Annotated in this window: 14 protein-coding genes; 2 read left to right on the forward strand and 12 right to left on the reverse strand. The window is 37.1% G+C overall.

What is annotated here, in order from left to right; translation table 11 throughout:
• Window positions 1-17: 17 nt before the first annotated feature.
• From CVD27_RS23950 to CVD27_RS23985, 8 genes are all read right to left on the reverse strand, one after another.
• Window positions 18-470 (reverse strand): cytochrome c maturation protein CcmE, encoded by a 453-nt coding sequence (locus tag CVD27_RS23950; protein ID WP_101651143.1) that lies wholly within the window; start codon window positions 468-470, stop codon window positions 18-20.
• Between the two features lie 15 nt (window positions 471-485).
• On the reverse strand, window positions 486-1,547 hold the full coding sequence (locus CVD27_RS23955; protein WP_101651145.1) for a hypothetical protein: 1,062 nt from the start codon (window positions 1,545-1,547) through the stop codon (window positions 486-488).
• A gap of 284 nt (window positions 1,548-1,831) precedes the next feature.
• The gene (locus tag CVD27_RS23960) at window positions 1,832-2,488 is read right to left on the reverse strand and encodes a c-type cytochrome (protein ID WP_101651147.1); all 657 of its coding nucleotides are present in this window, start codon (window positions 2,486-2,488) and stop codon (window positions 1,832-1,834) included.
• 9 nt (window positions 2,489-2,497) lie between these two features.
• On the reverse strand, window positions 2,498-2,947 hold the full coding sequence (locus CVD27_RS23965) for a PCYCGC motif-containing (lipo)protein (protein ID WP_308301820.1): 450 nt from the start codon (window positions 2,945-2,947) through the stop codon (window positions 2,498-2,500).
• A 167-nt stretch (window positions 2,948-3,114) separates the two neighbouring features.
• Window positions 3,115-3,612 (reverse strand): DUF6803 family protein, encoded by a 498-nt coding sequence (locus CVD27_RS23970; RefSeq protein ID WP_101651151.1) that lies wholly within the window; start codon window positions 3,610-3,612, stop codon window positions 3,115-3,117.
• A 144-nt stretch (window positions 3,613-3,756) separates the two neighbouring features.
• Window positions 3,757-4,314, reverse strand: coding sequence for an elongation factor P (gene efp, locus CVD27_RS23975; protein WP_101651153.1), 558 nt, complete (start codon window positions 4,312-4,314; stop codon window positions 3,757-3,759).
• A gap of 20 nt (window positions 4,315-4,334) precedes the next feature.
• Window positions 4,335-5,396 (reverse strand): M24 family metallopeptidase, encoded by a 1,062-nt coding sequence (locus CVD27_RS23980; protein ID WP_101651155.1) that lies wholly within the window; start codon window positions 5,394-5,396, stop codon window positions 4,335-4,337.
• Window positions 5,397-5,472: 76 nt separating this feature from the next.
• The gene (locus CVD27_RS23985) at window positions 5,473-5,970 is read right to left on the reverse strand and encodes a YqhR family membrane protein (protein WP_101651156.1); all 498 of its coding nucleotides are present in this window, start codon (window positions 5,968-5,970) and stop codon (window positions 5,473-5,475) included.
• A 240-nt stretch (window positions 5,971-6,210) separates the two neighbouring features.
• On the opposite strand from CVD27_RS23985, the gene CVD27_RS23990 reads away from it, so the two are divergent.
• Window positions 6,211-7,155 (forward strand): DUF1385 domain-containing protein, encoded by a 945-nt coding sequence (locus tag CVD27_RS23990; RefSeq protein ID WP_101651158.1) that lies wholly within the window; start codon window positions 6,211-6,213, stop codon window positions 7,153-7,155.
• Between the two features lie 57 nt (window positions 7,156-7,212).
• The gene (locus CVD27_RS23995) at window positions 7,213-7,605 is read left to right on the forward strand and encodes an SA1362 family protein (RefSeq protein WP_308301821.1); all 393 of its coding nucleotides are present in this window, start codon (window positions 7,213-7,215) and stop codon (window positions 7,603-7,605) included.
• Between the two features lie 40 nt (window positions 7,606-7,645).
• Here CVD27_RS23995 and CVD27_RS24000 read toward each other — a convergent pair whose 3' ends face one another.
• From CVD27_RS24000 to CVD27_RS24015, 4 genes are all read right to left on the reverse strand, one after another.
• Window positions 7,646-8,530, reverse strand: coding sequence for a patatin-like phospholipase family protein (locus CVD27_RS24000; protein WP_101651161.1), 885 nt, complete (start codon window positions 8,528-8,530; stop codon window positions 7,646-7,648).
• An 81-nt stretch (window positions 8,531-8,611) separates the two neighbouring features.
• Window positions 8,612-9,637 carry a spore photoproduct lyase gene (gene splB, locus CVD27_RS24005; RefSeq protein ID WP_101651163.1) on the reverse strand — a complete coding sequence of 342 codons (1,026 nt, stop codon included), beginning with the start codon at window positions 9,635-9,637 and terminating at the stop codon, window positions 8,612-8,614.
• A gap of 151 nt (window positions 9,638-9,788) precedes the next feature.
• Window positions 9,789-10,241: a C40 family peptidase gene (locus CVD27_RS24010; protein ID WP_257984471.1), complete on the reverse strand. Its 453-nt coding sequence runs from the start codon at window positions 10,239-10,241 to the stop codon at window positions 9,789-9,791.
• A gap of 156 nt (window positions 10,242-10,397) precedes the next feature.
• Window positions 10,398-12,956 (reverse strand): vitamin B12-dependent ribonucleotide reductase, encoded by a 2,559-nt coding sequence (locus CVD27_RS24015; protein WP_101651165.1) that lies wholly within the window; start codon window positions 12,954-12,956, stop codon window positions 10,398-10,400.
• Window positions 12,957-13,089: the final 133 nt, after the last annotated feature.

Consider the following 13,089-nt stretch of genomic DNA (forward strand, 5'->3'; position numbering starts at 1 on the left):
CCTTCTTACGTTGACAGTTATTTTTCTTTCACTGATTTATCTAGTAGTTGCTTATGTTTTTCAGGGTCATAGTTTTTCATATCTTTCCCCTCATATTTAGAAGGGCATCTAGTTTTTACCGATTCAGCTGCAAAAGTATCCTTTTTAGTTGGGGAACCTTGAAGTATGGTAATGACCCCTTCGGAGAAGTTATCTGGTTTGGTACCATGATAAATAACATGCATTACGTTGCCATGATTATCCTTCACGTCAAATTTTAATTGGATTTTTTCCGGATCCCATTCAACTGTTTTTTCCATAAGTAATCCTTCAACTGTAACAAAATCGTTTTTATGTTGCTCTTGGGTTGCTAAAAGTTCTTTCATGGTTAACTCCACACCACTTGAGCCTGGTGTTGCAGCCATTAACAAGAATACGATTGCTCCCGCAATAATAAAGCCACCTAACATAACAAGGGTATTTTTTTTCATCCCTTTCTCACCCCATCAGATTAATTTTTTCATTTCTTCTTCATACATTTCTTGGTCAATCTTTCCAGTTAATAACTTTTTACGCAGTTCCATTTTTTCTTCTGCATTTAGAGACCTGCTGTTTTCTTTCTTTTCCACCGTTTGACTATTTGACTTATGTTTAGGTTTTGTACCTTTTGAAGCCGGGCGTCGATGTGCTTGAGAAGTACCTTTTAATCCCAAATAAACAAAGATGCCAGCGATAATAAAAGCAATACCAATTATCGATGCTCCGCCAACTCCAATAAGTGGCTGTTCAGTACTACTGCTTGATGCCCCTTTCTTTACTTGGTCAGTTGCTGTTAAACCACTATGGTTTTCGTCATTCGGCGGCTGTTGCTTATTGATTGCCTCCATCGTGGATTCAGTTCCTTCTTTTTTGTAAGAAAAAGAGTATGTAAGATTCTCGTTTGCTTTTACATTCTTATATTGGTAGTAATAAAGCTCTTCCCCATACTCACTTTTAGTATTATTCGCAGTTTTTGGTTCCAGCTTTATCGCTTTTGCATCCATTGGGGAGTAAAAGATTACATCCAATTGGTTAATTCCCGCATGATTAATTAGCTGATATGTAAAACTTTTTTGTTCCTTTACATCAATTGTTTTGGTGTAATATTCAATAACAAATTTATAGGTTTCATTATTCTTGATTGACTTTGACGGCTTCCATGATATGAATCCTTTTTCCTTATCAACATCATATGGGCGTTGAACTTCCGGCTTATTTTCCTCTGGAAACTCTGCAACTAAAGAGGCCATAAATCCTTTTTCCATAGAAGGAACAGGTATTTCAATCTTCCCCTCATAGTCTAGACCACTCTTATTTGTAATGGTTCCATACTCACCAACTAGTAAAGATGGCACATCCCTTGATCCCCAACCATCGGGATAATCAAATTCCGGCATTACTTGAACCTGCATTTCCTTAAAAGGAAATTTTTCCGCTTGAAATACGGTTTCAGCGCTAGCTTTAGAACTGATAAAACTAGTTAAAAATGAAGCAATGACCAACATTGCCAACCACTTTTTCTTAAGCATAATAATCCTCCTTGGCGTAGAAAACTCCTCATTTAAACCTATTGATTTTCACTATAGTCCTCTTAAAAATAAATATAATTCTTCTATCACCTATAAAGATGAATCACTCTTGAACATTTTGTTAAAGGGTGAAAACGTTTGAGGTTTTGACAAAAAACCACCACAAAATGTTCACATTTAAAAAATTCCAACGATTTTTTAAGTATTTTGTCGGATTGTAAATTTTAAAAAACTGAAAAAAACCTGCACCCAATATTGGGACACAGGTTTTTTTACGTTTATAACTATTTCTTTTCTTCTAACGATCGGATATACATAACAATATCCGTAATATCCTGTTTCTTTAACTGACGTACCCCGTCAAGACCTTTTAAAGAAGGACCCATTCTTGTCTCTTCTCGGCCATATGCAATACTAATCCATATTTGCTCATCAGTAGTAAATTTTAAATATTGTGGATGGGAAAGAGCTGTTCCCATTCGTAACATTCCCGCTCCCGCTTCCATGTGACAGTTCTGGCAATAAAGATGGTACAGTTTTTTTCCATAGGCAGGATTCCCCGTAATTGTTTCTGGAACCTTAAACTGAATGTCTTCCGTTTGCCAATTTCGGATATAAACAACGAGATTTTTCAACTCATTCTCAGATAATCTAGGGCCATAGGCAGGCATACCTGTCCCTTCTCTTCCATATTTTATATAATTATATAGATTTTTATCAGTTACAGAGTTTAAGAAATTTTGATTATTTAAAGCTGTTCCTGCTTTTTTCCCTTCACCTTTTCCAGCGGCACCATGACAAACCAAACAATTTTTGTTATATACCTTTTCACCTGCAACAATAGCCTGTGAATTCTTTTTAGTAAAAATATTACTATTACTAATACAAACAATAATACCAATAATAACCAAAATATAAAATCCTATGAGTATTTTTTTCATGGGTTACCCCTACTTTGGCTCAGGTGTTGGGGTTGGTTCCCCAAGGTCTTCGTATTTCTGCGTAATTAATTTATAAATTTTCTCAGGACTCTTCCCGTTAAGATGCATTTCTATTGCCTCCCGGGCAATATTGACACAAGTATCTCACGATATACCATGTGAATCCCATTCTTGTACAGCATTATCTCCACTTACGCTCTTAACAAAGCAATCTAGATTGCTCTTATGGCCATCTGCTAAACACCCGCAATAACATGGAACTTGAGCAACAACCTCTGGATATGTTGATGCCATTATATAGGTTTCTTGAACTTTTTCAGAAGAATTCAATACAAAATCTGGTAATGGTTTATGCTTCTTGTCAAGTTTCCAACTTTGGTCATCAAGCTTGGAACTGCATCCTGCTGCTACTATTGCCAATAGAATGAAAAGGAAGAAGAAAGTTGTTATTCGTTTCATTTGATCACCCCTTTCCTAGTATTCTTATACTAGTTCATTTTACCAAAGCGATATTTCCAAACTTGCACTTAATTCTTACTATTTAGTGAAGTTTTTAAGCTTGAAAAATGTAAAAAAATAAAACGATTAAACAACAAGGAGACAGCTTTGCTGCCTCCTATTAAAAATTACATATTCATCATTTCATGCCCTCCGGCGTTATTTGAACCTAAGGAAGGATCAATCATACCGAAGATCATGGCAATGTGAGCTACAACAAGGAAGATACTAACTAAGATAGCATGGATTTTAAGTTTTTCTTCATCAGTTTTATTTCGATAAATAAGCCCTAAATCAAGTAATGCCATACCAAGAAACGGGATAATACCAAGCATATAGAAGGTGACAGCTACAACGTCAATCCAGCCCTTCCATTCACCGTTAACGGTAAGTGGGATGTAGGCCGTTTTCATCAAATAAATGAATATACCTGTAAAATAAAAACCTGCAAAGACCCCTGTTACTTTATTCAACATTTTCAAAGCACCATTTATTTTTCTAGTAAATAAAATGGCTATTTCTGATATTGCCAGAATCTCGGCGCAAATTACTGGAACGGCCATAAAAATTAATAAATTCCAAGGCTGGTTGGCTGCTAGTAATCCCATATAGTGTGTCATGTTCATATTATCTTCTCCTTCAAGTTTTTTTCACCCTTAATATAGAAAAAAATTGTGCAGAAACTGAGGAGAAACTTTGACTAAAATGTGTTAATTTTGTCGAAAAAAAACCCTAGACCGTTTAATGATCTAAGGTTTCTTGGTAATAACTTATGCACGAGAAACATAACTTGCTTCTGTTGTATTAATGATGAGCTTATCTCCTTGGTTTACAAAGAATGGCACTTGAACAATAAGTCCGGTTTCAAGTGTTGCTGGCTTTGTTCCGCCTGAAGCTGTATCACCTTTAATGCCAGGTTCTGTTTCTGTCACTTCTAATTCAACGGTGTTCGGTAATTCAACTCCAAGAGTTTCATATTGGAACATCATGATATGAACTTCCATATTTTCTTTTAAAAACTTTAATTCGTATTCAATGTTTGCTGCTGGAAGTTCCACTTGTTCATAAGAATCCATATCCATAAACACGTGTGAATCACCGCTTGCATATAGATATTGCATTTTGCGATTATCAATCTGTGCTTTTTCTACTTTTTCACCTGCACGGAAGGTTTTTTCTTGAATCGCACCGTTTCGAAGGTTGCGAAGCTTTGAACGAACAAATGCCGCTCCTTTTCCTGGCTTTACGTGTTGGAAATCAAGAACGCGCCATAGGCCGCCATCAACTTCAATTGTTAATCCCGTTTTAAAATCGTTAACAGATATCATGTGTAAATCCTCCTAAAATCTTACAATATAATTAGTTCCTTTGTAGAGTGGGTTAGAGCTTCATTATGAGTGTCCGTTATTAAAGTATCGTCTTCAATTCGAACGCCGCCAAGACCAGGGATGTAGATACCTGGTTCACAAGTAACCACCATGCCAGGTTCTAAAATAATATCAGATTTCATTGATAAACCAGGGCCTTCATGAACCTCCAGGCCAATCCCATGGCCAGTAGAGTGACCAAAGTATTCCCCATAACCCTTTTCTGTTATGTAGTCTCTCGTAATCGCATCTGCTTCTCTTCCTGTTATACCGGGTTTAAATCCCGCCATACCTCGTAATTGTGCTTCCAAAACAATATTATAAATTTCCTTCAGCTTAGCGTCAGGTTCACCAACGGCAATTGTCCGGGTAATATCAGAAACATAGCCATTATAATAGCAGCCGTAGTCCATAGTAACGATATCCCCAGCTTCAATGACTTTATCACTCGCCACACCATGCGGCAGTGCGGAACGATGACCAGAAGCTACAATGGTATCAAAAGAAGAAGAAGTAGCGCCAGCCTTTCTCATAAAAAACTCAAGCTCATTAGAAACTTCTAATTCGGTTTTACCGGGACGGATAAAATCCAAAATATGTTTAAATGCAGCATCAGCGATATCTGCTGCTACCTTTAATATCTTAATCTCTGCGTCAGTCTTAATCAAGCGTAACTTTTCAATTACGCCTGAAATCGGTGCAAGTTCAGCCTCTATTTCTTTTTCATATACTTTTACTGAAGAATATGTTAAGAAATCCGCCTCAAAACCAAGCTTTTTAATCCCTAATTTTTTTACTTGCAGGGCGACTTCTTCCGGTATAGAACCGGTAAATTTAATAATGTCAAATCCCTGGCATTGTTCAGTAGCTTGTTCAATATAGCGGAAATCTGTAATAAATTGCGCTTTCTCTGCGCTAATTAAAACCACACCTGCTGTGCCTGTAAAATTAGATATGTAGCGGCGATTGTAAGGGCTCGTAATCAATATGCCATCAATGCCATTTGCTGAAAAAACAGAACGTAATTTCTCTAATTTTCCCATTTATCTCACTCTCCCTAAAAATCAATGTAGATAAAAATATTTTATCATAACCTTTTAGCATTCGACTAATTCAAACTTAAGTTGAAGCCTCTTTGTCTTGTACTTTATTAATTTCATACTCATAATTAATGGAATATCCGATAAAAGTTCCATATAACATATATAAACAAATAGAAGTTATGATGGTATCTCTGCTTAACTCCATGAAGGGTTTAATCCCAGGGAAAATGGGATTGAGAACAAAAAATACCACTAAAAATAAAGCAATACCAAATCCCATTCCAAACCATATTCCTTTTAGTTTTCTTAAGACAGCGTAGTAAACGAAAGCGATTATTATTGAGACAATCACCAAAAAAACTAAGGAAATAACTTTACCTAGCCAGCCGTATTTCCAATCGCCCAATGCCCATGGTTCAAGAATGACATTTGGACTAACTTCTGTAAAATTAAAAAAATAAGCAATGTAGCCAATAATCCCCCAAAAAATGCCCCCAAATAATCCAGTCCAGAAAACCATCATTAAAAAAGACATTGCTTTTGGATATTGTTTTAATTCATGTTCGTTTAACATAATGAAAACCTCCAATCTATTTGTCACATCTGTTCTAATTAATAAATTCTTACTAATTTCATGATTATTATGCCCTTAGACAATTAATCCTTACATAGAAAAAAATTTTTTACTGTTTTAAATGGAAATATTATGTCAGCCTAGAGGTTTTTTCACTTTTCTAGTAGAATAAAATTAAGTACATACAGATTTATCATTTCTGCTATTGTGCAACTTTGTTATAGGTTGGTGTTAATAACCATGTCCAATTCTGAAAAACCCGTTTATGGCGGCCAAGCAGTGGTTGAAGGTGTTATGTTTGGCGGAAAGCATCATTACGTTACTGCTATACGCAGAAAAGATCGTTCTGTAGAATACTATCACTTGCCGCGTAAAGCCAATCCTGCTTTATCTCGCTTAAAAAAGATTCCGTTTCTTCGCGGGATTATTGCAATTATTGAAGCTAGTGCTAATGGCTCAAAACATTTGAACTTTTCAACTGAAAGATATGATGTTGATCCTAAAGATGACAAAACCATTAAAGAAAAAGAAGTTTCGAAACTAACGATGTATTTAGGGGTAGCCGTTATAGGAGTCATTTCGTTTTTATTTGGGAAATTTGCTTTTACATTAATTCCTGTCTTTTTAGCTGTTCTAACAAAACCCATTTTCCCATCAGATTTTGCCCAAGTAATGGTAGAAGGCTTTTTTAAGCTAATATTACTCCTTTCATATATATACTTTGTTTCTCTTACCCCACTTGTAAAAAGAGTGTTTCAATATCATGGTGCTGAGCATAAAGTAATAAACACCTTTGAAGCAGGGGTAGATTTAACAGTTGAAAATGTGCAGGCCCATTCCCGACTGCACTATCGCTGTGGAAGCAGCTTCATTTTATTTACGGTCGTTGTTGGAGTGTTTGTTTATTTGCTTGTGCCAACCACACCTTTATGGTTACGGGTTGTTGACCGTCTTCTGTTAATACCAGTGGTGTTAGGTATTGCTTTTGAAGTCTTACAGATTACAAACAAATTACGCAATATCCCGGTATTAAAATATCTAGGTTTACCCGGACTTTGGCTTCAATTGTTAACAACAAAAGAACCAACTAATGACCAAGTAGAGGTAGCAATACTCTCTTTCCAAGAATTATTAAGAAGAGAGAAGGAAACAGATCTTGATACAAAAAATGAAGAAATTGTCTAAATCTTTTTACCTATGTGTTTAAAAGAATCAAAAAATGCTTAAGATGCTCTTAGGGAGGTGGCTTTCTTGAAAAATCGGACATCAACGTTTATTGTTGGGGTACTTATTATACTTGCATTACTTGGACTTGTCAGTTCATTTACAGCAGATCCTGCCGGTTTCATTCAGGGAATAGCTGTCGTCGCATTGATCGGTTTAGTTATTTATTTCCTTTTTCGAAGGTTTTCAAATTCGAGCCCTCAGAAAAAAGAGCAGCGGGCATTTCTTAAGGCAGCTAAAAAATCAAAAAAACGATTACAGCAAAAGAGTGGAGATTCTACTGCTAGGACTTCTTCTCTAGGAACATTCACTTCACTAAAGAAAAGCACCAAGACAAAAAAGAAAACCCCTGCTCATTTGACCGTTATCGACGGCAAGAAGGGTAAAAAGAAAAATCGAGCGTCTTTTTAGACACTCGATTTTTTTATTAGAAAAGCGCCAAGAGCATGAATTAGTACGACCACTGATCTAAAAACTTTTTAGCATGATTTTTGCCTATTTCAAATAATTTTTGTTTCTTTTCATCGCTTATGGAAAATTCGGTTAAAGAAACACCTTCTGCTTTAATAAAAATGATATTATCAACATGTTTTTTTGAAATGTAACGTTGATCATGGGCATCTTTCATTGTCTCAATCAGGGCCCCAAACAATTGAATCCCATTTTTTATTTGATGTTTTTCGTGTTCATATTCACTCGGGCTAAGCTTTATTCCAAGTACTGGCCTGACTTTTTTTACTGTTTCCGTATCAAACAGCCACATGGGAAAGTTACTGAGCACCCCGCCATCCACAATGACATTCACGCCATCCATAGACCGTAACTTAACGGGCTCATAAAAATAAGGAATACTGCAGCTCATTCGAATGGCTTTAGAAATGGGAAAGGAAGCCGGATTTATCCCGAATTTTTCTAAGTCATCAGGTATGACGATCATTTGTCCATTCGAAAGATCTGATGCAATGACTCTTAGCGTATCCGGCGGAAGGTCTGAAAATGTTCTTAACCCTTTTGCTTCAAGTTTCTCTTTCAGCCATTTTTCAAGTTCATTTCCTTTATAAAGGCCTAACTTCCAATATACAAGCATCCATTTTGCAATAGAAAACGGGATGATCGTCTTTCGAGTATCAAGCATTTTAGGCAAATCGAACTCATCCACCAATTTATAAATCTCTTTACTTGTGTATCCCGCAACGATTAAAGCGGCAATTATGGAGCCTGCACTTGTTGCAGCCACCCTTACAAATTGGAATCCCCTGCTTTCAAGTTCTTCATAGGCTCCAATAAGAGCAAAGCCTTTAATTCCCCCTCCAGAAAAAACGCCGTCTATTTTCATGGGCAGCCACTCCTAAAAGATGAACTTGTTACATCTTTAGTCAGCTTACTTAGAATATAGTACGGCGGACAAGTAGAAAATTTAAGTGAAATATTGGACTATAGCATGAGGGAAATATTCCTGAACATATTCCCGGATAGTAGTTTCTAAATCTTTTGCTGCTTCATCCGGATAGACATATTTTCCAATGCCATATCTTCCCCATTTGTATTTTCGTTCTTCCTCCTTCATTTCAAGCTTTGTTTTCGGATAGCGCTTGGCAATCACGTTCTTTGCTGGTTTGGTGTAACGATGCTGAATAAGTTCAAATGTTAAGTCAGGTATCTCTACTCCTGATAGCTCCTCACTAAGTCGTTCAAATAATTCTCGATACCCTTCTTTCCAGTCTTCATGCATGTAAATAGGTGCAATAATAAATCCTAACGGATAACCGGCATTGGCTACCTTCCGTGCAGCTTTTAACCTCTCTTCAAAGGAAGAGGTACCTGGCTCAAAGTTCTTAATCACGTAACGCGAATTCACACTAAACCTGAATCTTGTTTTTCCATTGTGTTTTGCATCAAGCAGATGGTCAACATGATGAAATTTTGTAACAAAACGAAGTTGGCCATATTCGGATTGTCCAAAGAATTCAATAGCTTTCTTTAAAGAATGAGTTAAATGATCCAATCCCACAATGTCAGATGTACAGGCTGCTTCAAAGCGGGTAATTTCGGGTTTGCGCTCATCCATATATTTTTGAGCCTGTTCAAAGATTTCATCTAGATTTACGTAAGTCCGGATATAGGGTTTACTTCCGAGTGTTGTTTGCAGGTAACAATAGTGACAGTGTCCCATACATCCCGTTGCGAGTGGAATCGCATACTCGGCAGATGGTTTTGATGTATCGAATTTTAATGTTCTTCTGATTCCTACTACTAAGGTTGATTTCGCATTACGGTATTGCTGTAGTTCATTATCACCAGGTATTCCCCTGACTTGGTTATGGGAAGTGGTTTCGCGAATTTCGAGACCTAATTTTGTGAATTTATCTTTTAACTCCCTGCCGAGAGGATACTCTAAAGCTTTGGGCTCGATATAGACAAGCTGCGGTATAAAAGGGTCCATACTGACTTCCTCATTTCACTTTATTTTTAAGTAGTATGAGTCGTTGTCAAGGAAGATAATTAATAATAAGGGAGAGAAGTTTTTCCATATTTATTAATCAAATCAAAAAAAGAGCATCGGTTTTTTATCCGATACTCTTCTTACTTTTTATTTAGATACGCTTTGCACCAATATACCTTGGCTTCCAATAGGTATTGCTTGTATATGTGATAATAACACCTTTTGATGAAGAAGCCATAATCATTTTTCCAGAGCCAATGTAAATCGCTACATGTGTTGGTCTGCTTGCTTTAGTTGGGGCAAAGAACATTAAATCCCCTACCTGTAGTGAGCTTACTCGATATCCTTTTGAATAGAACATATCTGCTGCCGTACGTGGCAGTGTTACGCCTGCCCTTCCAAAAGAGTACTTAACAAGACCAGAACAGTCAAAGCCAGCTGGTGTAATTCCTCCCCATCTATATGGAACACCTATATTTGATTTTGCTACCGAAATTGCTTTTGTATGATAATATGCCGCTTCTGCTTTATCACCCGATGAGGCAAACAAAGACGTTGTGATTGTAGCTGTCATTACTAATGCTGCAATTACTTTTTTTATCATGTTGTTATTCCCCCTTGAGTGAATTGATAACATTACTATACAAGGAAAGGATAACAGGCATGTCACAGCCATATTACAATTCAATTACAAAGTTATATTGATATAATTTTATAAAAAAAAAGAGAATGGAAGCTTTGTTCCATTCTCTAAAAGTTTTTATAAACCACACTTCAATTGGGCATTACAGTTAGTACATGTATTACATCCGCCGATTTCTTTTACTTTACCTTTGCGGCAGACTGGGCAAGTATTTCCAACCTCAGAACCAATGGTTACATCGGTTGAGCGAAGGTCACTAATTGTATCAACTAGAACCACATGCTGATGCGGTTTTTCATCAAACATGGATAATTGTTCATTTGTATTTTCTTCTGCTTTTAGAGTTAATACTTGAGAATCACGTGAACCGTCGACATAAACAGTACCACCTTTAGCACCACCGCGATATAGGCGCTCATATACCTTTTCAACTTGTTCTACACTGTATCCCTTAGGTGCGTTTACTGTTTTACTAATAGAGCTGTCAATCCAGCGCTGAATGACACATTGTACATCGGCATGTGCTTCAGGTGCAAGCTCCATAGCAGTAACGAACCATTTAGGAAGGTTGTTAGAGTCTGCTTCTGGGTGCTGATCTAAATATTCTTGTACGATATCTGCTTTTACTTCAATAAATTTGCCAAGACGTCCACTGCGGAAGTAAGAGAATGAGAAATAAGGCTCTAATCCTGTAGAAACGCCAACCATGGTACCAGTGGATCCTGTAGGAGCCACAGTCAGGAGATGCGAATTTCTAATACCCTTTTCTAGAATTGTTTCACGGATATCATCAGGCATTTTTTTCATAAATCCTGTATTTATGAATGCCTGTCTTAAGCGATTTGTTTCTTCAGGTGTTTCGCCAGTTAAGAATGGGAAGCTTCCCTTCTCTGTCGCTAATTCAACAGATGCTCTATAAGCAGTAGTTGCAATCGTTTCAAACACTTTATCAACTAATTCGTTGCCTTCTGGTGAACCGTATTCTGTTTCACAGTAGATCAAAAGATCATGTAATCCCATGACGCCCAGACCTACCCGGCGCTCACCAAGAGCCTGCTTTTTATTCTCTTCAAGGAAGTATGGTGTAGCGTTAATAACGTTGTCCTGCATACGGACACCAACAGCTACAGTTTGTTTAAGTTTTTCGAAATCTACTGTTTTTGTCTCTTTATCTGCCATTTCAGCAAGGTTTACTGCTGCAAGATTACACACTGAAAATGGTGCAAGAGGCTGCTCTCCACATGGATTTGTTGCAACAACTTGTTGTCCATATGCTTTAGCATTTGTCATGTCGTTGGCGTTATCAATAAAGAATATACCTGGTTCTGCCGAGTAGGTAGCGCAAATGTTGATTAAATTCCAAAGTTCTTTTGCCTTAATTTTCTTATAAACACGAACTTTATAACCAAGTTTTTCCCACTCGCGCACGTCACCGACTTTGTGCCATTCTTCATTATAAATATTCATTTCTTCTGAATTGTATTGCTCAACATAAGGGAAACGAAGTTCATATTCACTGTCGTTTTCTACGGCTTCCATAAATTCCTTTGTTAAACACACTGATATGTTTGCACCGGTTAAGAACTCAGAATTATGAACAGTATAATTACCGCCTGTTAGAAGCTTTTCTTCTGCATGGGCAATAATGCTTTCATCAAACCCGCCAAAGCCAGGAATGCTTTTATAGTTCACAATCCCTTGGTACATAGCAGTTTCTTGTAGAGTTAATGGTGTAAATTTCAGTTTATCTTTCGCATGCTTTTTAATAGTTTCATCATTTGTATTTTCAATTAAGAATCGTAGAATTCTAGGATTCTGCATTTTTGAAATAATAAATTCAATAATGTCCGGATGCCAGTCAGCCAGCATGATCATCTGAGCTCCCCGGCGCGAACCTCCTTGCTCAACAAGATGCGTCAATTTTGCAATATCATCCAACCAAGAAACCGAACCAGAAGATTTTCCATTTACTCCTCTAGCAAGAGTATTTCGTGGTCTTAATGTTGAACCATTCGTTCCTACTCCGCCGCCTCGGCTCATAATCTCCATGACCGACTTACGATGGTCAGAGATTCCTTCACGTGAATCTGGTACAAACGGCATGACATAACAGTTGAAATACGTCACATCCGTATTTGCACCTGCACCGTAAAGAACCCGGCCGGCTGGAATAAAGTTCAAGTTCACTAACTCTTGATAAAACTTCTCCGTCCACTCAATTCGCTTCTCTTCCGTAGTTTCAACCGCAGCCAGACCTGTAGCATTACGCTTCGCAATCTGCTCATAGAAGAGTTCTAATGGCTTTTCAATCACATCTAAAGACCTGATGATCGTTCCTGTAGATGCTTCCTCAGGATCATCAAGTACTCCTCTAAATTCCTCTTCCACTAAAACTTTTGCTTTTTTCTTCTCCCAATCAATCTCCATGATAGTCCCAAGACCGCGTGCTGGGAATTTCGGATCCTCTTTAATTGTTAAAACAACAAAGTCGCCAGTTGTAAGGGTAATTTTAGCTGTGTCTTTAAAGGTGTAACGGTCAAGCATAACCAATCGAGATACACCTTTATGAGTTATTTTCATATCTGGGGTAACCGGGTGCACTTGGGGGAATAAGCGGATATCCTCATTCAACCTTTCAAAATCAATATTCATTTTTTGTCTAAAAACTACAGACATGAGAACAACTCCTTCAAATAAAAATCTATCTATTGTATTTAATCTAATAGCATACAGCTATATCTAGTTGCTTTATATAAATAAGGTATCATAGTCTTACTGGAATAATCAACTAAAAATACAATATATAGTA

Origin of the sequence: Neobacillus cucumis (assembly GCF_002860255.1) — a bacterium.
In the GTDB taxonomy this organism is placed as follows: domain Bacteria; phylum Bacillota; class Bacilli; order Bacillales; family Cytobacillaceae; genus Neobacillus; species Neobacillus cucumis_A.